Below are 22,308 nucleotides of genomic sequence, written 5' to 3' on the forward strand. Positions count from 1 at the left end.
ATGAAAGCAGTTATTTTAGCGGGAGGTTATGGTACGAGAATAAGTGAAGAAACACATTTAAAACCAAAACCAATGATTGAAATTGGAGGTAAGCCAGTATTATGGCATATTATGAAAATTTACTCCCACTATGGAATCAATGATTTCATTATATGTCTAGGATATAAGGGATATTTAATAAAGGAGTATTTTGCAAATTATTATTTACACATGTCAGATATAACTTTTAATATGAAGGATAATCAAACTGAAATACATCATAATACAAGCGAACCATGGAGAGTCACACTTGTAGACACAGGACTGGAAACCATGACAGGTGGTCGCTTAAAAAAAGTAAAGAAGTACGTAGGAAATGAAACGTTTTGCTTTACTTATGGAGATGGTGTTAGTGATGTTAATATTACTGAACTCATCAATTTTCATCGAAATACCGGAACTAAGGCTACTTTGACAGCTGTGCAGCCTCCAGGGCGCTTTGGTGCTATAGATATTATTTATAATAATAGAATAACTAGTTTTGAGGAGAAACCTCAAGGAGATGGAAACTGGGTAAATGGAGGATATTTTGTTCTTGAGCCTGAGATTTTTGATCTAATTGAAGATGATACAACAGTTTGGGAGCTTAGTCCTTTAGAGAAATTGGCAAAAGATAATCAATTATCAGCATTCAAGCATGATGGCTTTTGGCAACCTATGGATACACTTAGAGACAAAGTTAAATTGGAAGAACTATGGGACACGAGAAAAGCACCGTGGAAGGTGTGGGAATAAATGGGTTTCAATTTTTGGGAATCTAAGAAGATACTGATTACAGGACATACGGGTTTTAAAGGAAGTTGGCTATCGCTATGGTTACAATATTTGGGGGCTGAGGTATATGGTTATAGTAGCCCGCTACCGGTTAGCGCCCCCAATCTATATGAAATCGCTCAAGTGTCCAAGAATATGGATTCTATGTATGGGGACATTCTAGATTTTTGTAAACTGCAATCTTTTATTATGAGAATCCAACCAGATATCATATTCCATCTTGCTGCCCAGCCTTTGGTACGTGAATCGTATGCTGAACCAATCATAACATTCTCTACAAATGTTATGGGAACAGTACATCTTTTAGAGGCTGCAAGGCACGTTGATTCGATTCGAGTTGTTATCAATGTAACAACAGATAAATGTTATGAAAATAATGGGCAATCGGCACAGGGATTCAAAGAAAACAATCCTTTGGGAGGTCACGACCCCTATAGCGCTAGTAAGGCATGTTCAGAACTGGTTACTTCCGCCTACGAACAATCGTTTTATTCTAACTGCGGAAAGTTGCTGTCTTCTGCACGGGCAGGGAATGTTGTAGGTGGTGGCGATTGGGCCATTGATCGTATCATTCCGGATATTATACGATCAGTGATTAGTGGGAAATTATTAAAAATCAGATACCCAAATGCTATTCGCCCTTGGCAGCACGTATTGGATTGTTTGAATGGGTATTTGCTATTGGCAGAGAATATGTGGGAGTCAGGCGAGAAATTCATAGGGGCTTGGAATTTTGGTCCCGGAGATTCTTCAATTTTGTCAGTTGAGCAGCTAATCAAGGAGTGTAATTTACATTTAGGAAACAAACTGGAGTGGCTATGTGAATCTGAAACTCATGTACATGAAGCTTCACGATTAGTGCTTAATACTGAAAAGGCAACGACGTTGTTAGATTGGAAGCCTGGGTTAAACATACATCAAACGATAGAATGGACGATGGACTGGTATTTAGATTATATGAACAATAGTATTGACCAAAAAACGATACAGCAAATTAAGAATTATGAAAAAATAAAAGCAGCTAAACTTCCTAAGTCTAAGGAGATATGAGTTAATGTTAAATGAAGTATGTCGTTGCTGTGGGGAAAAATTAAATAATGTTTTTCTGGATTTAGGGGTATCTCCACTGGCTAATTCTTATGTGAAGTCAGAGAATCAAATGGAGAATGTGTATCCCTTACGGACTTATATTTGTGAGAAATGCTTTCTGGTCCAAGTACAGGATTATGAGTCACCAGAACATATATTCAGTGACTATGCTTATTTCAGTAGTTATTCAAATAGTTGGCTAACCCATTGCCAAAATTATGTGGAAAATATGATGGGTAAATTCCATTATACAAGCGAGACTCAGGTGGTTGAAATTGCAAGTAATGATGGGTATTTACTTCAATACTTCAAAGAAAAAGGGGTTTCGGTACTAGGCATCGAACCTGCAGAAAACGTAGCAAAAGTTGCTATGAGCAAAGGTATCGAGACTTCGGTGAATTTTTTTGGAACTCCGATAGCTAAAGCATTAAAACAGAAAGGTAAGATGGCAGATTTACTATTGGGTAATAATGTGCTTGCACATGTTCCTGACTTGAATGATTTTGTCGCAGGGATGAAAATATTGCTAAAGCCCAAGGGCACGATTACAATGGAATTTCCTCATCTGCTTCGGCTTATAGAGAATAATCAATTTGATACAATATATCATGAGCATTATTCATATTTTTCATTTAGTACAGTTACTCGTCTTTTTGCTCAACATCAACTTTCCGTATATGATGTCGAGCAATTGAGTACTCACGGTGGATCTATTCGCATCTACGCAAGTCATTCAGAGAACCCTTGTTTTCTAACACAGGCATCTGTTCATGAGCTGCTTGATAAAGAAGCCAAGTTTGGAATGAAGAATATTGAGATGTATAGAGGGTTCCAGGAAAAAATTGAACAGTTAAAGAGACGAATTATGAAGTTTCTTATCGAATTAAAAGACCAAGGGAAAGTTATAGCGGGGTATGGTGCCCCTGCTAAAGGGAACACTTTAATCAATTATTGTGGTATTGATTGTGATTATTTGGATTTTACAGTAGATCGGAGTCAGTATAAGCAGGGAACTTTTCTGCCTGGTTCACGAATTCCAGTATATTCACCCGAGAAATTAAAATTGACCCAACCCGATTATGTATTTATTTTACCGTGGAATTTAAAGGATGAAATAATAGAACAAACCTCATTCATACGTGAATGGGGAGGTAAATGGATTTTACCTATACCGGATATACACATTGTTGAATAAATGAAAAGGGATGTGTGGACAGTGAATAGAGAGCGTTTCGAGTTAGAGAAAAAAGAAAACATTAAACAACAGGCCACAGATGTAAAGTTGAGAAATACTGTATATGATTTTATTCTCCAACAGGCGGAACATAACTATACTTACAATTTTACATGGTTGGGAATGCCTATTATCCAATTTCCTCAAGATATTATTTCCTTGCAAGAGATCATTTGGGAAGTAAAACCTGATGTAATTATTGAAACAGGTATTGCACGTGGTGGTTCAATTATTTTCCATTCATCCATGCAAAGGCTGATCGGTAACAATGGAATAGTCATAGGAATAGATATTGACATTAGGTCTCATAATCGGGAAGCAATAGAAAATCATCCACTCGCAAGTAATGTCTATTTAATCGAGGGCGATTCCACTAGCGTTGAGGTTATGAATCAAGTAAAGGAGTTCATTCCAGAAGGTAAATCTGTTCTGGTCATACTGGATTCTAACCATACTCACGATCACGTTCTTAAAGAGTTGGAGGTATTTTCTCCTTTAGTTAACAATGGGAGTTATTTAGTTGTATTAGATACAATTGTTGAAGATATGCCGGATCATTTTTTCAAGGACCGTCCGTGGAAAGCGGGTAATAGTCCCAAAAGTGCTGTTAAACAATTCTTGAAGGAAAACAAGCGTTTCATTGTCGATAGAGATATTGAGGATAAACTTTTAATAACCGTTGCTCCTGAAGGATATCTGAAATGTATATCTGACTAGTTATCAATGGAGGAATACTTGGATGTTATTTACAGAAACTGTTTTATCAGGGGTGTATTTGATAGGATTAGAGCTATTAACTGATGTACGAGGACATTTTGCCAGGGCCTGGTGCCAAGATGAGTTTAAGTCACATGGCCTGGAGTGTTCATTCGTTCAATGTAATATCTCTTATAACGAAAAAAAAGGAACTCTGCGAGGATTACATTATCAGGCATCTCCCTACGAAGAAGTGAAAATAGTCCGTTGTACGAAAGGATCTATTTATGATGTTATCGTGGATTTGAGGCCAGATTCTCCTACTTATAAACAGTGGCTTTCTATTGAGTTGTCAGATAAAAATTACAAGATGCTCTATATCCCCAAGGGTTTCGCACATGGTTTTCAAACATTGTCTGATAATACAGAGGTTTTTTATCAGATGAGTCAAGTGTATAAAGCGGAATATGCCCGCGGAGTAAGATGGGATGATCCTGAATTTAATATAGAATGGCCTGAAGAAGAAAAGAGAATTATGTCAGAAAAAGACCAGAATTATGACGGGTATCGGCAATGAAAAAAAAAATAATTGTAACAGGAGCCAATGGATTTATTGGAAGCCATGTAGTAGATGAATTAGGGATTACGGGAGATGAAGTATACGCCATTACATCAAAAGCTGATCCCAAAATAAATACCAGTAATGTTACATGGCTGAAAGCTAACTTACACGATGATAATCAAATCGATAAAATATTCTCTATTGTCACTTCGCCCACGCATCTTCTACATCTAGCGTGGGACACTACACCAAGGCATTACTGGAATTCACCTTCGAATTTTAAGTGGGTAAGCGCGAGTCTTTCTTTATTTGATCGGTTTCGTATTGCTGGAGGTAAACGAATTGTAGGAGTGGGTTCTTGCGCCGAATATGATTTAAGTCAAGGGGTATGTAAAGAGTCTGATACTCCCCTGAATTATAATACTATCTACGGATCGAGTAAAAACTCACTATACCAAATGTTGATGACGTATTCACAGCACTTTGAAATTTCTAGTGCATGGGCACGGATGTTTTATCTATACGGCCCCCGTGAGCATCGACTACGTTTGGTTCCTTCAGTGATTCTATCTTTACTGGATGGTGAGAAGGCAAAATGTTCCCACGGACAGCAAATTCGTGATTATCTATACGTTAAGGATGCAGCCCGGGCATTAGTGAAGTTGTTAAATAGTGAAATGGATGGGCCTGTTAATATTGGTTCAGGCAAACCGATAAGCTTGTCCGAAATTATATTTAAAGTTGCTGACATTCTTGACAACAGAGAATTAATTCAGTTGGGGGGGATTCCAACCTCTGCTAAAGAACCAGCAATTGTTCTTGCTGATATAACCAGGCTGAGAGAAAATACCGATTGGAGTCCCTCCTCTAATTTGGAACAGGGATTATATGAAACTGTTCAGTGGTGGAAGTCCAATCTGTTTGGAGGTAAGTAAATGTGAGGAATAATCATTGTCCAATTTGTCAGTCATCAAGTTTAAACGATGTACTAACTCGTAGCAATATTCCCGTGTACCAGAATTTGTTGATCAATAACTTTGAAGATGCAAGACAAATTCCAAGAGGCGACTTGAAAATTTTGGAGTGCATGGAATGTGGATTTGTATATAATAGCCTGTTTGATACAAGCAAAGTTGTGTATAGCAGTGAATACGAGAATACACAGTCGTACTCGTCGTATTTTAATAGTTATTTAAATGATCTGGTGGATACACTTGTTACGAAAAAAGGCGTAAGTAATCTCAATGTAGTAGAAGTTGGTTGTGGGAAAGGAGGATTCCTAAAAAAAGTAGTTGAGGCAGGAAACAATTTTGGATATGGATTTGACCCAAGTTACATTGGGCCTGAAGTGGATCTCGATGGAAAATTGAGATTTGAAAAGAAACTATACAATGAAGATAGTGTCCATATCAAAGCAGATGTCGTTCTTTGTCGGCATGTTATTGAACATATTTCTGAACCAGTGATGCTACTTAAATCTATTAGAAAAGCATTGATTCACTCCCCTAATGCCAGAGTGTTTTTTGAGACGCCATGTGTTGAATGGATTTTTGAGAATAAAGTTATGTTTGATTTTTTTTATGAGCATTGTTCATATTTTAACAGGAAATCGATTTCCAGGGCATTTGAACTGGCCGGGTTTGAGATTGTAAGCATAGATCACATCTTTAATGGTCAATATTTGTGGCTGGAAGCTAGGCCTGCGGAAGATACTGGGGAATTGCCAAGTTCGTCATACACACAAAATATTGACTCAAGTAGTATCGTGTTTTCTAAAAATGAATTTGAGTGGAAACGCAGAGCATTGGAGCAGATTTCTATATACTCTAGAGGAGGAAAAACTGCAATATGGGGGGCAGGTGCCAAAGGAGTAACATTTTTGAATTTAATTGACCCGGAATTGAAATATATTGATTGTGTAATAGATGTAAATCCCAACAAGGTAGGCAATTATATACCTGGAACAGGGCATAAGATAATTGGAATTGAAAGTTTGGAAAACAATAAATTATCAACAGTTATTGTTACAAATTCCAATTATATAGATGAAATCATGAGAATAGTTGAACATAAAGGACTTAATATAAGAATCGTTGATATTGAAACTTGGTGTACTGAGCAAGAATGACTTTATGAGAAAAAGAACAGAGCAGCGAACTGGACGAGAAAATGCTTCAATGGGTTTGTTTTGGATAACGGGTACTAGGTAGGAGAACTTTATGTGGTAATCTGTAGTATTATCTCTCCACCCGAATAAAGTTGCCAACAATCCCCTTGGTTCAGATTTTAGCATTTTCCTTATCATGGTTTGCTTAGAGCTTAAATCATCTTATGTATGAAATGGTTGAAAAATATTTTTTTTTATTCAATATCAAACCTCGCTAACCGATAAATATAATAAATAATCCCATCGGAGGTTGCAAGATGAATCTACAGTTCTCTCTTTCGATGAACGCGGTGAGTGATAATGCAGGAGGGATAAGTCATCATAGCGAGGCTTTAGCCAATCAGGACAGCCAACAGATACAAGCGGTGAAAAGTCAAGCAGAGCTAACCAGGCTTGAAAGGGAAGGTCTCCCGATTTCTATGGGAGATGAGCAACTCATCAAGGCAATAGATAAAGCTGTTAAGGCTCTTCAGGGTCCTACAACGACGTTGGAAATGAGTGTACATGAAAAAACACATCAGATTTTGGTCAAAGTCCTTAATAAAGATACCGGAGAATTGATTCGGGAAATCCCACCTGAAAAAACGCTTGATTTAGTGGCAAAGATGATGGAAATTGCAGGGATTCTTATAGACGAAAAAATATAGGGGGTATTACAATGCCAACACGTATAAACGGATTCTCAGGAATGGATATAGATAGTATGGTTAAGTCTTTAATGACTGTCAAAAGGGTACCGTTAGACAAGCTGAATCAACAAAAACAGACGTTGGAATGGACACGTGATAGTTATCGTGAACTGAATAGTAAAATTGTTCAGTTTAGAGATAAAATTAGTACTAAAAATATGAACAATTCGAGTGCAATGAACACACAACTATCCACAGTAACAGGCAACACCACGGCAATTAAAGCTGAAGCTAGTGCCACTGCCAGCTCTACACCTATGTCAGTGGTCGTTAACAAGTTGGCAACAAAGTCCAATATGCAGACTGCTACAGGTCTACGTACTGCTGGAAGCAGTACGGCTGATGCGACTAAAGATACAACCCTGGAGCAAATTGCAGGTAGCGGTGCGTCTGATACTTATGAGTTAAACATCAATGATAAAACCATTACATTCCTTAAAACGGATAAAATTTCAGACGTTATCGGTCGAATTAATTCAGAAGGGGCGAACGTAACTGCATCCTTTGATGAAATTAGTGGAAAATTCTCTATTACAGCAAAAGAATATGGAGAAAGTAACAATATCAAATTGACGGGTGCTGACAAGCAAGTTAAAAGCAGTACGCTAATGGATTTATTTCAAATTGGTTCTGCTGATGTCAAAATGGCCGAGAAGGGCGAAGTTATAGTAACCAATACGACAGACTCAAGTTCTAAAACATACACTCCTGATGGAGATTCCCTTACGGTGAATGGGGTAAAACTTACTCTGTTAGAGACTACGGGGGCCACAGGACCGGCTAAAATAACTACCCAATCCGATCCTGCAAAAGCTTTGGAGACGATTAAATCTTTTGTAGATACTTATAATGACCTATTAAGTACATTAAATAAAAAAGTAAGCGAACAAAAGTACCGCGGTTTTCCACCATTGACAGCAGACCAGAAGAAAGATATGAAGGAAGATGAAATTAAGCAGTGGGAAGAAAAGGCCAAAAGCGGCCTTCTCAAAAATGATACCATTTTAAGTGCTGCTGTGTCTTCTATGCGAACAGTTATTTCCAGTAAATTAGGGGATCTGAGTTCGGTCGGTATTACTACAGGCCAATACTACGAAAATGGTAAACTGGAAATTGACGAAGAAAAGCTGAAGGCAGCTTTGACGACAAATCCGGATAAGGTTTTGAATATATTCACTGGGTCTTCTGCTGATATAAACAGCAAGCCGGTCTTTAGCGAACTAAGAAGTAAGCTTGATACTACGTTAGACATGTTAGTGAAAAAAGTGGGTACGTCAAAATTTGACACTAATGCTACTATGACTTTGAAATCTGAAAGTATAATGGAAAAGCAACTTAAGGACTATAATAGAAGTATTACAGAGATGACAAAGCAACTTGATAATGCAGAAAACCGTTATTACCAGCAATTTTCGGCAATGGAGAAAGCTATGACTAAATATCAGTCACAGTCATCCAGTTTTGCAAACTTTTTAAAATAGTAAAGAAAAGGGTGATCGGCTTTGATTTCATCTCCTCATGAAAAATATAAACAGTCCTCGGTGCAGACTTCGACTCCGGGACAACTTGTTATCATGTTGTATGATGGAGCTATTCGTTTTGTAAAGGCTGGTCTTGAGGGGATATCATCAGATGATATTCCTAAAGCCAACATGAACCTCGGCAAAGCACAAACCATCATTAGTGAGCTAATGTCCACCTTAAACTACTCGTATGATATTTCCAAAAGTTTATATGCTTTATATGAGTATATGAACTATTTATTGATTCAAACCAATATCAAGAAGAAGATTGAGACAGGTGAAGAAGTGCTGGGTTATTTGCAAGAGTTGCGTGAAACTTGGATTACAGTAAACAAGCTGACAGCAGGCATGTCATTGTCTCAGGAACAATAAGCTATGCTTAATGAAGCCTTATCCCAATTGGAGCAACTGACTGAGAAATTTATACTTCGACTGAGTGAGACAACTTATAAGGAAGTTGAGATTTTTGTCGAAGTTCGCCAAATGAAGGTAGATCAACTGTTGAATGCCTTGGAAAATACCACCATGACAGCGGAGCAGAAACAGAAATTAGAATATATTCTAAGTTATGATGCAATGATTAACCAGCACATGCAATCGCTAAAACAGGAAGCCCAAAAATGGCTTGTCCAGCGGAAAGCGGCCAAATCGCAACGCAGTGCCTATGAAACTAACTATACGCCTGACAGCATTTTAATGGATCGTAGAAAATAAATGTTAAAAGCTCTCTTCCAACACGTTTTACGGTGTGGGTGAGAGCCTTTTTAACATTTTATGAAAGTATCTAATGAATTCAAAGAAAAAGATGCTCAAAAACGAAAAAACTATCAAGTTCTTATTTCAGGCACTAAAAATTAGTTTAATATATGATTAGACAAGAGCTTTTAGTTATTGACTACTTAGCCATTGTATTATATATGGAATAACTATACATGGAAACCTTATCAATTCCAATTGACAATGGATAAGTTTGGATGGTATAGTCGGAAATGTGGGCGAGAGCTTCACTTCATTTGATGACGAAGGGAATGTTAGTGCATGCAAGGTAAAGTAAAATGGTTCAATGCAGAAAAGGGTTATGGTTTTATTGAAACTGCCGACGGCGGCGACGTATTTGTACATTTTTCCGCAATTCAATCGGAAGGCTTCAAAACACTTGAAGAAGGACAAGACGTGGAATTCGATATCGTTGAAGGCGCACGTGGACCACAAGCCGCTAACGTAACCAAACTGTAATCATCCCCGGCATAGCCGACCTACATAATTGGTAAGATGGTTAGCAATGGAGAACACGCTAGCAACTGCCCTTGGAATATATTCCAAGGGTTTTTTATTTTCTCTAAATACATAAAAAGAGTCATTAAACCATCGTCAATTCCCAAGCTATCCGGGTTCATGACGGCTCCGTTGGAGCATAATCGGCGGGCTGATTTTAAACACGACCTCCAAGGATGAGGTTACCTGATGCGTTTAAACGAAAAATAGAAATTTGTAAAAAAGCTTCGAAAATATCGGGTGTTTCTTTTACTTGGCGTTAACAAATGTGCTATAATGAAGGAGCAAAGGAGGCGTGCCCTATGAACTTAACAGTACGAGGTCAACAGATCGAGGTTACCGACGCTTTGAAGGACTACGTTGATAAGAAATTCAGCAGACTTGAGAAGTATTTCGATGCATCCCCGAAATCTGACGGAAGTGTGACGTTAAGCACAACCAGAGATTTACACACTGTAGAAGTAACCATTCCTTTGCCGGGGCTTGTACTCCGTGCCGAAGACGAAAGCGATGACATGTATGCGTCCATTGATGCCGTGGTAGACAAGCTTGAGCGGCAAATCCGCAAGAACAAAACAAAGCTGAACCGAAAATTCCGTCAAAAAGGCAGTTTAAAAACACTTTTTGTGGAAGATCCGGCAGGCGGCGTAGCTGTAGCTGAGGATGAAGAATTGGATGAGCTAGAGGTCGTTCGCACCAAGCGTTTCTTATTGAAGCCTATGGATGTGGAAGAAGCTATTCTTCAAATGAACATGGTTGGACATAATTTCTTCGTATTTGCCAATATCGATAACGAAGAGGTCAGCGTGGTTTACAAACGCAATGACGGTAAGTATGGTCTGATCGAACGGGAATAGCCCAAAAGCAGAAGCTTTGAATTTTAAAGTGATTTATATTTTAAAGTGAATAGTACTTATCCGATTAAAGCATGTTTTATGGATATTAGGGAAAATGATAATAACGACGAGCCTTATCCTTGCGAATCTGGCGGGGTAAGGCTCTTTTATATGTGTCTTTCTTGCGTCAATTGCTCTGTATCTTTAACCGGATGCAATTCTAGAGGCTACTTGTGTTGCGGCATGTCCTACAAACTGTTACAATTTATGCAAAGAACATCGCATGATGGGCTGGTATAGCCGGGCCTGTCAAACATATCAGGAATCAATTTCATCATGGACCCTTTCTTATTGTGAAATTGATTCTATTAATTAATTGTTTTGCGTGAAAGGGGTAAACCATGCTAGGACTTGTCAAGAAAATTTTTGGTGATACAAACGAACGTGATGTCAAACGTTTAATGAAGACGGTTGAACTGATCAATAAAATAGAGCCGGATTTTGAGAAGCTCTCGGACGAGGAACTTAAAGCGAAGACGGTAGAGTTTAGAGAGCGGCTTGAACAAGGTGCGGCGATTGAAGAAATTCTGCCGGAAGCTTTTGCAACCGTTCGCGAAGCGTCCAAGCGTGTGCTGGGCAAACGTCATTATGATGTTCAGATGCTCGGCGGTATTGCGCTGCATGAAGGCAAGATTGCCGAAATGAAAACCGGTGAAGGTAAAACACTGGTAGGTACGCTGCCGGTTTATTTGAATGCCCTGCTGGGCAAAGGCGTGCATGTGGTTACGGTCAATGATTACTTGGCACAGCGTGACAGCGCGGAAATGGGACAAATCTATAACTTCCTGGGTCTGTCTGTAGGGCTTAACCTGGCGAATATGGATCATGAAGCCAAACAGGAAGCATACGCTTGTGACATTACGTACGGCACGAACAACGAGTTCGGATTCGATTACTTGCGTGATAATATGGTGCTTTACAAAGAGCAGATGGTACAGCGGCCGTTGTACTTCTGTATTATTGATGAAGTGGATTCCATTCTCGTCGATGAAGCTCGAACACCATTGATTATTTCAGGACAAGCTCAAAAATCGACAGAGCTGTATTTCGCAGCTGACCGTTTTGTGAAGAGCTTGAATGTCGAAGAGGATTACACGCTGGATATCAAGATAAAGTCCGTTGCCTTGACCGAAAACGGTGTATCCAAAGCTGAAAATTTCTTTGGTCTGGACAATCTGTATGACCAGGAAAGCGTAACGATCAACCATCACATTGTACAAGCATTAAAGGCTAACGCTATTATGCGCCTTGATGTGGATTATGTCGTAGCTGATGGTGAAGTCCTGATCGTCGATGAGTTCACAGGCCGTCTGATGGCCGGACGTCGTTACAGCGATGGCTTGCACCAGGCCATTGAAGCGAAGGAAAATATCGTCGTACAGAACGAAAGCATGACGCTGGCGACGATTACCTTCCAAAACTACTTCCGTATGTACCGCAAATTAGCGGGTATGACGGGTACAGCGAAAACAGAAGAAGAAGAATTCAAAAAAATATATGGTCTGGAAGTGCTCCAAATTCCAACGAATCGGCCGAATCAGCGTGTAGATATGCCTGACGTGGTATACAAGAGCGTGAAGGGTAAATTCCATGCAGTGGTGGATGAAATTCTGGAGCGTAACAAAAAGAACCAACCGGTATTGGTAGGTACAGTTTCTATTGAAAACTCGGAGATGCTTTCTGACATGCTGAAACGCAAAGGCGTCCGTCATAAAGTGCTTAACGCCAAGTATCATGCTGAGGAAGCTGAAATTATTTCCCACGCTGGCGAAGCTGGAGCGGTAACCATCGCTACCAATATGGCTGGACGTGGTACTGATATCGTACTAGGTGAAGGTGTGGCGGAACTCGGTGGCTTGCACATCATCGGTACAGAGCGCCATGAATCCCGTCGGATCGATAATCAGCTTCGCGGACGTGCGGGACGTCAGGGTGATCCAGGGTCCACACAGTTTTACTTGTCACTCGGCGATGAGTTGATGAAGCGTTTTGGTGCGGATAACGTACTGAATATGATGGAGCGCCTGGGCTTCGAGGAAGACCAGCCTATCGAAAGCCGCATGATTACACGTGCTATCGAATCAGCGCAAAAACGTGTCGAAGGCAACAACTTTGACCAGCGTAAAATCGTTCTCCAGTATGATGATGTCATGAACCAGCAGCGTGCTATTATTTACAAACAGCGCCGTGAAGTGCTGGAATCGGAGAACATTAAGGAAATTGTGTTTGATATGATCAAGCCTGTCATTGAGCGTGTGGTGGAAGCACATTGCAGTGATGATATTCCTGAAAACTGGGAGCTTGAAGAAGTAGCAGAGTATGTGAATAACAACCTGCTTGAGGAAAATACACTTACTCGTGACGATCTGTGGGGCAAGGAAAAAGAAGAGATGGTCGAAATGATCTTCGAGAAAGTTACCGACAGATACCACAGCCGTGAAGAAATGATTGGCGAAGATATGGTACGCGAGTTCGAGAAAGTCATCGTACTGCGTGCGGTTGATAGCAAATGGATGAATCATATTGATGCTATGGATCAATTGCGTCAAGGTATTCACTTGCGTGCTTACGGCGGTACAGACCCGCTGCGCGAATACCAATTTGAAGGCTTCGAAATGTTCCATGCGATGATCGCCAGCATCCAGGAGGAAGTTTCGACATACATCATGAAGGCACAAATTGAATCCAATCAAGAGCGTCAGGCTGTCGTTGATGAAGATAAGATTTCGACGAGTGGCGAACCTGCTGCACCTAAAAAGAAATCCGCCCCTGCGCGCCCACGCAGAAGATAGTGAATTGAATGACGGGATATTTTTTAGAGTTACAACATTCTCTGTAATGCATATAATGGCAGGCGGCAGTACAATTACTGACCGTCGGCCATTTTTGCGCCATACAGGGGCAACTTGAATATCTAGCTATCCCTATATGTTGGAGGAAGAGTTGAGTATTCCTAAACTCGCCAAGGTTGTCTTCGTAGGTAAAAAAATTATGACAAACAAGCAGGGGCCTGCTTGTTTGTCAGTCAATTCAGCAGTGAATCCGGCTCACATAACCAGAGCCGGCTATGTAAAAGCCGTTTAACTTTACGGCGGTCGATAGCGGAGCGAAGGATTTGAATCTGGAGAAGCGCCAGCGTTCGCCTTTGCAGTGAGATGCCCACCTTTCAAAGGTGTTATTCAATCAGGGCATCTTACTGCAACAGCGATCGGAAGATCAAATCATTTGCGCAGCGTTTCTCTACCCAGCCGTAACTCACAACGCGCTTTCACTCCCCTAACCATATATTAAAGGAGAATGACATCATGATTGATGCAAGTGTAAAACATGACTTACGAGAAATAGGCAAGAAACTAACAAACCTTAGGGGGTCTCTTTGACTTAGATCTCAAACAGGAAATGATCGCGAACTTTGAGGAAAAGATGGCCGCGCCTGATTTTTGGGATGATAACGAAAAGGCCCAGGGTGTCATCGCTGAAATGAATGCTGTCAAGTCTTCTGTAGACAGCTACGAACAGCTTCGTCAGGAATATGAAGACGCGGGCATGATGGCTGAACTGGCTGACGAGGAAGGCGATGAAGCACTGGCTGGAGAAATTGAAAACAGCGTCAGAGCCCTGATGAGCAAGCTGCAGGAATTTGAGCTGCAACTGCTTTTAAACCAGCCATATGACAAGCTTAATGCCATTCTGGAGCTTCACCCGGGGGCAGGCGGCACCGAGTCTCAGGACTGGGGCCAAATGCTGCTGCGGATGTATACACGCTGGGCTGATAAACGGGGCTTTAAGGTAGAGACCCTGGATTATCTGGCAGGTGATGAAGCCGGGATCAAGAGCGTCACACTGCTGATCAAGGGCTATAATGCCTACGGCTATCTCAAAGCGGAGAAGGGTGTACATCGGCTTGTTCGCATCTCTCCTTTTGATTCCTCCGGTCGTCGCCATACCTCATTCGTTTCCTGTGATGTGGTGCCGGAAATTGCAGATGATGTGGATATTGAAATTCGAACGGAAGATCTTAAAATTGATACGTACCGGGCCAGCGGTGCGGGGGGTCAGCATATTAATACGACCGACTCAGCCGTTCGGATTACACATTTGCCTACCGGTATTGTGGTGACCTGCCAAAATGAACGTTCCCAGATCAAGAACCGTGAACGTGCGATGACGATGCTTCGCTCCAAGCTCTATGAGCGCAAGATCGAAGAGCAACAGCAGCAATTGGACGAAATCCGTGGAGAACAGTCTGATATTGCATGGGGCAGCCAAATTCGCTCCTACGTGTTCCATCCATACAGCATGGTCAAGGATCATCGTACGAGCGTGGAGACAGGCAACGTAGGGGCTGTCATGGATGGCGATCTCGATCCGTTCATTGATGGTTACCTGCGCGGTCAAATTAAGCTGGACGCAGAATAATAGCCTGTACGTTTTCCTACAGCACCGTAGATCAGATGTCTGCGGACTGTAGGAATTTTTGTGTATACGGCATTTTGAATTAAAGGAGAACTTGAACTTATGTCTCAATTGAATCCTCCCGTTGCTCGCCGAAGACGGCGCAAGCCCTTGATCGCTGCCAGTGGCCCCGTACGTAACGCAACAGATATTTTGCTGATTATACTCGGTTCCTTCATTACAGCGCTGGCCTTTAATATGTTCCTGCTTCCCAACCGGATTGCATCCGGAGGGGTATCAGGCCTGTCCATCGTGGGCGAGGAATTGTTTCGTTTGGAACCTGCCTATACACAATGGGCCATGAATATTCCGCTATTTATCGCCGGGGTACTGTTGTTAGGAAAAAAATACGGATTGCGTTCCCTGCTGGGGAGTATTATGCTGCCGTTATTCGTATATGTGACCAGGGAGTGGGCGGTTCCGACAACGAACCCGCTGCTGGCTTCGTTGTACGGCGGCATTGGAGTCGGTTTGGGATTGGGCACCGTATTTCGGGGGAGAGGCTCGACTGGCGGATTGGCTATTTTGGCGCAAATTATTCATAAATATACGGGCTTCAGCCTTTCTCTTTGTGTCATGCTCATGGATGGCACGGTGATTACACTGGCTGGATTTACCCTGTCACCGGAACGGGCACTGTACGCATTGATTGGCCTGTTTGTAACAGGTAAGGTCATTGATGCTCTAGAAATGGGGCTAAGCTACTCCAAAGTGGCCTACATCATATCCAACCAGAAGGAAACGATCACACAGGCCATTTTGCAGGACTTGGACCGTGGGTTGACAGAACTGGCAGGACGAGGCGGTTACACGAACGAAGAACGTCCTGTACTTATGGTTGTGGTTGGACAAAACGAGATCACTCGCCTTAAAAGGCTGGTCCGCTCAGTAGATCCGGAAGCTTTTGTGATCATTAGCAACACGCGTGAAGTGCTGGGTGAAGGTTTCAAAAAGGAAAGCTGAAAACAGGATGGCTTACCGGACGCCCCCGTCTTATTAGACGAGGGGTTTTTTGTTATCCAATATATGAGCCAATCTTCTTAAACAAGAAAGGGACGGTAATTTGCATAGCTTGTCTATTAAAAAGAATAGGCAGGAGTGCTTTTTTAAGTTTGGGGGTAAAACATTACATGAGTGTATTGTATTTATATAAATAGAGTTGTATAATAATACATATTTCGTAGAGACGGAATGGAGGAAGGTCTGTGAGCAGCAAATTAAAAGTGGCAATTGTCGGTTCCACCGGGTATGGCGGGGTGGAGCTCATTCGTTTTTTGGTTCATCACCCGCAGGTGGAGATTGTGTCTGTTATATCCTCGTCCAGCGCGGGTGCCCCGATCAGTGACGGGTTTCCACACCTGACGGATATTGTGGTGCTGGATTTGGACGGTGTCGATATCCACGAAATTGCTGCCAAGGCCGATCTGGTTTTTACAGCTACGCCATCGGGCGTTAGTACCCAATTGGTACCGCAGCTTCTTGATGCCGGCCTGAAGGTCATTGACCTTTCCGGAGATTTCAGGCTCCTAAGCGGTGCAACGTATGAAGCGTGGTATAAAAAGCCTGCCGCTTCACCTGAGTACCTCAAGCAAGCGGTTTACGGACTCAGCGAGGTGTATGCAGAGAAACTTGCAGGTGTTTCTTTTATTTCTAATCCGGGCTGCTATCCAACGGCAACATTGCTGGGGATTATTCCTGCCCTGAAAGCGGATTGGATCGACCATCGGACGCTGATTGTGGATGCCAAATCAGGGGTATCCGGCTCCGGGCGGGGAACAAGTCTCACATCCCATTATGCAGAAATGAACGAGAACTTTAAGGCTTACAAGGTTAACAAGCATCAGCATATTCCTGAAATTGAACAGGTTCTGGGCGATATTGCGGGCGAGGATGTTACGGTCACGTTCACGACACAGCTCGTTCCTATGACCCGAGGAATTATGAGTACAATCTATGTCACGTTGAAAGGTGATTATACGGATCGGGACCTTATCGGGTTATACCGGGATTATTATATAGACCATCCTTTTGTTCGTGTACGCGGCGAAGGAATATGGCCGGCAACGAAAGAAGTATTTGGCTCGAATTACTGCGATATTGGTTTTTCAGCAGATGCCCGGACCGGACGTCTTACGATTATTTCTGTCATTGATAATGTCGTGAAGGGTGCCGCTGGACAGGCGATTCAGAATTTAAATTTGATGATGGGATGGGAGGAGAACCTCGGGCTGGGCTTCATACCGGTATATCCGTAAGTAGCAAGTAACCGCAACAGGCTGCGGGGAACGACAGCAGACAGTATGAGGAATGAAAGTCCGGCTGTCACACATCCCATATGCTTGCGAACGAGGGCACATAATTATGGGCAAAGTAGAGTTTACAGTAGTGAACGGGGGCAATATCGTAACCCCACGCGGCTTTACAGCCGGGGGATTGCACTGCGGGCTGAAAAATACAGATCGCAACGATATCGGCGCAATCCGTTGCGAGGTGGAGGCAACAGCTGCTGCGGTGTACACCACCAATGTGTTTCAGGCTGCACCGCTGAAGGTGACCCGCGAGAGTCTGGCGGATGGCCGATTGCAGGCGGTAGTGGTGAATAGCGGCAACGCCAATGCTTGCACAGGGCAGCAGGGGGAGCGGGATGCCTACGCTATGCGTGCAGCTGCGGCCCGTGAACTGGGGGTTGCGGAGAGCTATGTAGCCGTTGCTTCGACTGGCGTGATTGGCGAGCACTTGAAAATGGATCGCGTGCTTGGCGGCATATCCTCATTACCTGATCGTATGAACGGGGAAATCGATGGAGCGGAGCAATTTTCCCAGGCCATCCTGACGACAGATTTGGTGAAAAAGGAAGTGTGTGTAGCGGTTGAAGTGGACGGCGTGACGGTACACATCGCCGGGGCGGCGAAGGGCTCGGGCATGATTCATCCAAATATGGCAACCATGCTGGCCTTTATGACCTGTGATGCAGCAATCGGGCAGGCGGCGCTTCAGCAACTATTAAAGCAGGCAACAGATACCAGCTTTAATATGATTACAGTGGATGGCGATACGAGTACGAATGATATGCTGATCGCCATGGCAAGCGGGCTGGCGGGCAACCGCGAGCTGCATGCAGGGCATCCCGATTGGGAGGCTTTTGCCGAGGCTTTCACCTATATCTGCCGGGAGCTGGCGAAGGCGATTGCTCGCGACGGGGAAGGCGCTACAAAGCTGGTAGAGGTGTCCGTGAGCGGTGCGGTAAGCGATGCCTCTGCCCAGGCGATAGCGAAGACGGTGATCGGGTCCAGTCTGGTGAAGTCAGCCGTTTTTGGCGCAGACGCCAACTGGGGACGGATTATTGCAGCCGTCGGACGTGCCGGAGAGCCGGTGAATCCAGATACGGTGGACATCCGCTTGGGGGATATTATCGTGCTGAGCCAATCCAGTCCGGTTGCTTTTGATGAAGACGAGGCGTTGTCCTATTTGCGGGGAGATACCGTACAGATCATCGTTGATTTGCATCACGGGAACGGAGCTGCTACGGCATGGGGCTGTGACTTGACTTATGATTATGTGCGGATTAACGCTGCATATCGGACATAAATACAAGAATTAAGCGAATGAACAAACAGATACGAATGGATAAAAGCGATAATTGGTGTGAATCAAGCATTTTCAATAATTGCACGGGTGTGCAGAGGAGAAAAGGAGAGAGGATATGCAATCGGCAATGGAACACGTAGACCAAGCAAGCCATACGGGAGTGGCGCGTCGTAATTTTGTGATGAAATGCGGAGGAAGTACGCTGGCTGCGCTGCCTGATTCCTTTTTTGACGACTTGGCCCGTTTGCAGTCGGAAGGTCTTCAGCCTGTCATTGTACATGGCGGGGGTCCTGCTATTTCCGAGTATCTGGCGAAGCTGGGGATCGAAACGGAGTTTATTAACGGTTTGCGCAAAACGACTGAACCCGTGCTGGATGTCGTGGAAATGGTGCTGGCAGGCAGCATTAACAAGCAGATTGTGCGTAGAATCGGGATGCATGGGGGCCGAGCGTTGGGATTGTCAGGGAGCGATGGCTATTTAATCGAAGCGAAGCCTGTGCCGAATACGGCAGAGGTCGGCTGGGTCGGAGAGGTGACGTCCGTTCAAACTTCGATTATTGCAGGTGTGCTGGATATGAACTATATGCCTGTGATTGCACCGATCGGGATTGATCGATCTGGCCAGCGTTACAACATTAATGCAGATACAGCAGCAGGTGCGGTGGCCTCTCATCTCGGGGTCAGCCGGATGATCGTCGTTACAGATGTGCCGGGCATTTTGAAAAAGAATGGTAGCGAAAAAAAGTTACTGGAATCGATCACCGTACAGGAGATTGAAGACATGATCAGCACGGGCGAAATCTACGGTGGCATGATCCCGAAGGTAAGAGCGGCTATTGCCTGCATTCACGGCAAGGTAAAAGAAGTCGTCATTGTGAACGGCAGCGAACCCCAGGTGTTAAGCCGTGTGCTTGGCAGGGAAGCGATTGGAACGCGCATCGTGCGGATGCAGTAATGGCGATATAACGAAGCTCAAATAACCAAACGAAAAAAAGAGGAGCGTGAACATAATGAGTAAGGAACCGAGCACACTGGTCAGCGAAGAATCGCCAAGCACAGATGTAATCGGAGTGCACCCAGAGAAGGTGTCTGCAAAGGCTCAGCCGGAAAGCTCGCTTTTTCCAACTTATGCAAGATACCCGCTTTCACTGGTCAAAGGTCAAGGAAGCTGGCTGTGGGATGATCAGGGCAAGCGTTATCTGGATTTCATGTCAGGCATCGCTGTTACCAATCTCGGCCATGCGCCTCAGGCTGTAGCAGAGCGATTGAAAAAGCAGATCGATGAGCTGTGGCATGTATCCAATCTGTTTCATATTCCGGGGCAGGAACGGGCGGCGGCTTTGCTGACTGCCAACAGCAGCGCAGATGCTGTATTCTTCTGCAACAGCGGGGCGGAAGCGAATGAAGCAGCGATTAAGCTGGCGCGCCGTTATCACCAAAAGGTGAAGCAGAACGGCCGTTACGAAATCATTACGTTCACGCAATCCTTTCACGGACGCACACTGGCAACCCTGACGGCGACTGGTCAGGACAAAGTGAAAGAGGGATTTTTGCCACTGCCTGCCGGGTTTAAAAGCATTCCGCTTCATGATCAGGCTGCGCTCGAAGCAGCCATCAATGAGAATACGGCGGCCATTATGCTAGAAATGGTGCAAGCCGAAGGCGGAATGCATCCGGTAGACCCTGCTTTTGTGGACGTGATTACGAAGCTGTGCCGCGAGCATGGATTGCTGCTAATTGTTGATGAGGTGCAAACAGGGATGGGACGGACAGGAAAGCTGTTTGCTTTTGAGCATTATGGTATAGAGCCGGATATCTTTACATTGGCGAAGGGACTGGGCAGCGGCTTCGCTGTGGGCGCGATGCTGGGTAAAGGATATTTGCGCGAAGCGTTCACAGCAGGCAGCCATGGCTCCACCTTTGGCGGTACGCCGCTGGCGATGGCAGCGGTTCAGGCTACGATCGAAACGATAATTGATGACAAGCTGCCAGCACGGGCGGCTGAAATGGGTGAATATTTGCTCCACAGCCTGCAAGAGCAGCTTGGAAATATTCCTTTTGTAAAGGAGATCCGCGGCAAAGGTTTGATGATCGGCATTGAGTGCGCAGAGCCGGTGGCAGAGCTTGTTTTGGCAGGACAGAAAAAGGGCATTTTGTTCATTACAGCCGGACCGAACGTCATTCGCCTGTTGCCTAACCTGTATGTAACGAAGGATGAAATTGATCAGGCTGCTGCCATTATCGCTGAATTGATTCGGGAGCATGTGGCTTAGTGTAAATGTCAAATCATCCTAGATAAGAAGATTTTAAAAGGAGACGATAATATGAGCCAGAGCGGCGCACTGCACCAGGTGAATTTGAAGGGCCGGGACTTCCTTGAGCTGGATGACTACAGGGCAGAGGAAATTCAGTATTTAATTGATCTGGCCATCGAAATCAAGCGTAAGCACAAAAACGGAGAAACCTATCAGCCGCTAAAGGGGAAAACACTTGGACTGATTTTTGAAAAATCCTCCACACGTACGCGGGTATCTTTTGAAGTCGGGATGTATCAATTGGGCGGGCATGCCCTTTTCCTAAGCAAAAATGATATTCAACTCGGGCGCGGCGAACCCATTAGTGATATGGCGCAAGTCATGTCACGTTATCTGGATGGCATTATGATTCGTACCTTTGGGCACGATAATGTCGAAGAATTGGCACGTTATGCATCCATTCCTGTAATCAATGGTTTGAGTGATTTGGCACATCCATGTCAGGTTCTGGCTGATTATCAAACCTTATATGAGCAGAAGGGTAAACTGAAAGGACTCAAACTGGCTTACATCGGGGACGGCAACAATATGGCGCATTCTCTTTTGATCGGCGGAGCGAAGCTCGGAGTGCATGTGTCGATAGCAAGTCCTGCCGGATACGAGCCTGACCCGGGCGTCGTTGCAGCTTCCCGTGAGATTGCCAAACTGACAGGCAGCGAAATCGTTATAACCCAAAGTCCGCAAGAAGCGGTAAAGGATGCGGATGCGATTTACACGGATGTATGGGCGAGCATGGGCTTTGAGGAGGAGCAGAAGGAGCGTGAGCTTGCTTTTGCCGACTTCCAGGTGAATGAGGAACTGGTCAAGCTGGCGAAGCCGGACTATTTGTTCTTGCATTGTCTGCCTGCCCATCGCGGGGAAGAAGTGAGCGCAGGGGTAATTGACGGTCCGAATTCGGTCATTTTTGACGAAGCGGAAAATCGCTTGCATGCCCAAAAAGCACTGTTGGTTGCTTTGCTGGCATAAAAAAGATAAAGGCTAGAAGCATTTGGGGAGGACTTTAATC

General features: G+C 43.8%; 22 protein-coding genes. All 22 read left to right on the forward strand.

The window, feature by feature from the left end; translation table 11 throughout:
• The 22 genes from rfbF (at position 1) to argF (ending at position 22,268) form a co-directional block, all read left to right on the forward strand.
• Positions 1-774, forward strand: a complete 774-nt coding sequence (gene rfbF, locus JO375_RS08345; protein WP_229524023.1) for a glucose-1-phosphate cytidylyltransferase — start codon at positions 1-3, stop codon at positions 772-774.
• Positions 775-1,863 (forward strand): CDP-glucose 4,6-dehydratase, encoded by a 1,089-nt coding sequence (gene rfbG / locus JO375_RS08350; protein ID WP_229524024.1) that lies wholly within the window; start codon positions 775-777, stop codon positions 1,861-1,863. It begins immediately after the preceding gene.
• A gap of 4 nt (positions 1,864-1,867) precedes the next feature.
• A complete protein-coding gene (locus JO375_RS08355) occupies positions 1,868-3,097 on the forward strand; it encodes a class I SAM-dependent methyltransferase (protein ID WP_229524025.1) in 1,230 nt (409 codons plus the stop codon).
• A gap of 21 nt (positions 3,098-3,118) precedes the next feature.
• Positions 3,119-3,853 (forward strand): cephalosporin hydroxylase family protein, encoded by a 735-nt coding sequence (locus JO375_RS08360; protein WP_229524026.1) that lies wholly within the window; start codon positions 3,119-3,121, stop codon positions 3,851-3,853.
• 22 nt (positions 3,854-3,875) lie between these two features.
• Positions 3,876-4,409, forward strand: coding sequence for a dTDP-4-dehydrorhamnose 3,5-epimerase (gene rfbC, locus JO375_RS08365; RefSeq protein ID WP_229524027.1), 534 nt, complete (start codon positions 3,876-3,878; stop codon positions 4,407-4,409).
• Positions 4,406-5,329, forward strand: a complete 924-nt coding sequence (locus JO375_RS08370) for an NAD-dependent epimerase/dehydratase family protein (protein WP_229524028.1) — start codon at positions 4,406-4,408, stop codon at positions 5,327-5,329. Before rfbC ends, JO375_RS08370 begins: the two co-directional genes overlap by 4 nt.
• A gap of 2 nt (positions 5,330-5,331) precedes the next feature.
• Complete coding sequence (locus JO375_RS08375) at positions 5,332-6,522, forward strand: class I SAM-dependent methyltransferase (protein ID WP_229524029.1); 1,191 nt, start codon at positions 5,332-5,334, stop codon at positions 6,520-6,522.
• Between the two features lie 296 nt (positions 6,523-6,818).
• Complete coding sequence (locus tag JO375_RS08380) at positions 6,819-7,208, forward strand: flagellar protein FlaG (RefSeq protein ID WP_229524030.1); 390 nt, start codon at positions 6,819-6,821, stop codon at positions 7,206-7,208.
• A gap of 11 nt (positions 7,209-7,219) precedes the next feature.
• Complete coding sequence (gene fliD / locus JO375_RS08385; RefSeq protein ID WP_229524031.1) at positions 7,220-8,731, forward strand: flagellar filament capping protein FliD; 1,512 nt, start codon at positions 7,220-7,222, stop codon at positions 8,729-8,731.
• Positions 8,732-8,752: 21 nt separating this feature from the next.
• Positions 8,753-9,145: a flagellar export chaperone FliS gene (gene fliS / locus JO375_RS08390; protein ID WP_229524032.1), complete on the forward strand. Its 393-nt coding sequence runs from the start codon at positions 8,753-8,755 to the stop codon at positions 9,143-9,145.
• A gap of 3 nt (positions 9,146-9,148) precedes the next feature.
• Positions 9,149-9,487, forward strand: a complete 339-nt coding sequence (locus tag JO375_RS08395; protein ID WP_229524033.1) for a hypothetical protein — start codon at positions 9,149-9,151, stop codon at positions 9,485-9,487.
• Positions 9,488-9,811: 324 nt separating this feature from the next.
• Positions 9,812-10,009 carry a cold shock domain-containing protein gene (locus JO375_RS08400; RefSeq protein WP_229524034.1) on the forward strand — a complete coding sequence of 66 codons (198 nt, stop codon included), beginning with the start codon at positions 9,812-9,814 and terminating at the stop codon, positions 10,007-10,009.
• A gap of 341 nt (positions 10,010-10,350) precedes the next feature.
• Positions 10,351-10,905 (forward strand): ribosome hibernation-promoting factor, HPF/YfiA family, encoded by a 555-nt coding sequence (hpf, locus tag JO375_RS08405; RefSeq protein WP_229524035.1) that lies wholly within the window; start codon positions 10,351-10,353, stop codon positions 10,903-10,905.
• 380 nt (positions 10,906-11,285) lie between these two features.
• Entirely contained in the window at positions 11,286-13,736 is a 2,451-nt protein-coding gene (gene secA, locus JO375_RS08410; RefSeq protein WP_229524036.1) for a preprotein translocase subunit SecA, read from the forward strand.
• Between the two features lie 151 nt (positions 13,737-13,887).
• Positions 13,888-14,028 carry a hypothetical protein gene (locus JO375_RS08415; protein WP_229524037.1) on the forward strand — a complete coding sequence of 47 codons (141 nt, stop codon included), beginning with the start codon at positions 13,888-13,890 and terminating at the stop codon, positions 14,026-14,028.
• A 221-nt stretch (positions 14,029-14,249) separates the two neighbouring features.
• Positions 14,250-15,363, forward strand: a protein-coding gene (gene prfB, locus JO375_RS08420) for a peptide chain release factor 2 (protein ID WP_229524038.1) whose coding sequence is annotated in 2 segments (ribosomal slippage) — positions 14,250-14,321 and positions 14,323-15,363 — 1,113 coding nt in all. Because the reading frame shifts where the segments join, the coding sequence is not laid out codon by codon here.
• A gap of 99 nt (positions 15,364-15,462) precedes the next feature.
• Positions 15,463-16,362, forward strand: coding sequence for a YitT family protein (locus JO375_RS08425; RefSeq protein WP_229524039.1), 900 nt, complete (start codon positions 15,463-15,465; stop codon positions 16,360-16,362).
• A 242-nt stretch (positions 16,363-16,604) separates the two neighbouring features.
• On the forward strand, positions 16,605-17,654 hold the full coding sequence (argC, locus tag JO375_RS08430) for an N-acetyl-gamma-glutamyl-phosphate reductase (protein WP_229524040.1): 1,050 nt from the start codon (positions 16,605-16,607) through the stop codon (positions 17,652-17,654).
• Positions 17,655-17,760: 106 nt separating this feature from the next.
• A complete protein-coding gene (gene argJ / locus JO375_RS08435) occupies positions 17,761-18,987 on the forward strand; it encodes a bifunctional glutamate N-acetyltransferase/amino-acid acetyltransferase ArgJ (RefSeq protein ID WP_229524041.1) in 1,227 nt (408 codons plus the stop codon).
• Positions 18,988-19,102: 115 nt separating this feature from the next.
• Positions 19,103-19,942 (forward strand): acetylglutamate kinase, encoded by an 840-nt coding sequence (gene argB / locus JO375_RS08440; protein WP_229524042.1) that lies wholly within the window; start codon positions 19,103-19,105, stop codon positions 19,940-19,942.
• 55 nt (positions 19,943-19,997) lie between these two features.
• On the forward strand, positions 19,998-21,260 hold the full coding sequence (locus JO375_RS08445; RefSeq protein ID WP_229524043.1) for an acetylornithine transaminase: 1,263 nt from the start codon (positions 19,998-20,000) through the stop codon (positions 21,258-21,260).
• Between the two features lie 51 nt (positions 21,261-21,311).
• Complete coding sequence (argF, locus tag JO375_RS08450) at positions 21,312-22,268, forward strand: ornithine carbamoyltransferase (RefSeq protein WP_229524044.1); 957 nt, start codon at positions 21,312-21,314, stop codon at positions 22,266-22,268.
• Positions 22,269-22,308: the final 40 nt, after the last annotated feature.

It is taken from the genome of Paenibacillus farraposensis, from assembly GCF_020736845.1.
Taxonomy (GTDB): domain Bacteria; phylum Bacillota; class Bacilli; order Paenibacillales; family Paenibacillaceae; genus Paenibacillus; species Paenibacillus farraposensis.

Excerpts from the sequence above, each read along its gene's own strand:
- argJ (WP_229524041.1), top strand. The coding sequence starts at position 17,761 with ATGGGCAAAGTAGAGTTTACAGTAGTGAACGGGGGCAATATCGTAACC.
- argF (WP_229524044.1), top strand. The coding sequence starts at position 21,312 with ATGAGCCAGAGCGGCGCACTGCACCAGGTGAATTTGAAGGGCCGGGAC.
- JO375_RS08380 (WP_229524030.1), top strand. The coding sequence starts at position 6,819 with ATGAATCTACAGTTCTCTCTTTCGATGAACGCGGTGAGTGATAATGCA.
- JO375_RS08445 (WP_229524043.1), top strand. The coding sequence starts at position 19,998 with ATGAGTAAGGAACCGAGCACACTGGTCAGCGAAGAATCGCCAAGCACA.
- hpf (WP_229524035.1), top strand. The coding sequence starts at position 10,351 with ATGAACTTAACAGTACGAGGTCAACAGATCGAGGTTACCGACGCTTTG.
- JO375_RS08395 (WP_229524033.1), top strand. The coding sequence starts at position 9,149 with ATGCTTAATGAAGCCTTATCCCAATTGGAGCAACTGACTGAGAAATTT.
- JO375_RS08370 (WP_229524028.1), top strand. The coding sequence starts at position 4,406 with ATGAAAAAAAAAATAATTGTAACAGGAGCCAATGGATTTATTGGAAGC.
- rfbG (WP_229524024.1), top strand. The coding sequence starts at position 775 with ATGGGTTTCAATTTTTGGGAATCTAAGAAGATACTGATTACAGGACAT.
- JO375_RS08355 (WP_229524025.1), top strand. The coding sequence starts at position 1,868 with ATGTTAAATGAAGTATGTCGTTGCTGTGGGGAAAAATTAAATAATGTT.
- JO375_RS08400 (WP_229524034.1), top strand. The coding sequence starts at position 9,812 with ATGCAAGGTAAAGTAAAATGGTTCAATGCAGAAAAGGGTTATGGTTTT.
- rfbF (WP_229524023.1), top strand. The coding sequence starts at position 1 with ATGAAAGCAGTTATTTTAGCGGGAGGTTATGGTACGAGAATAAGTGAA.
- JO375_RS08425 (WP_229524039.1), top strand. The coding sequence starts at position 15,463 with ATGTCTCAATTGAATCCTCCCGTTGCTCGCCGAAGACGGCGCAAGCCC.
- argB (WP_229524042.1), top strand. The coding sequence starts at position 19,103 with ATGCAATCGGCAATGGAACACGTAGACCAAGCAAGCCATACGGGAGTG.
- fliD (WP_229524031.1), top strand. The coding sequence starts at position 7,220 with ATGCCAACACGTATAAACGGATTCTCAGGAATGGATATAGATAGTATG.
- secA (WP_229524036.1), top strand. The coding sequence starts at position 11,286 with ATGCTAGGACTTGTCAAGAAAATTTTTGGTGATACAAACGAACGTGAT.
- rfbC (WP_229524027.1), top strand. The coding sequence starts at position 3,876 with ATGTTATTTACAGAAACTGTTTTATCAGGGGTGTATTTGATAGGATTA.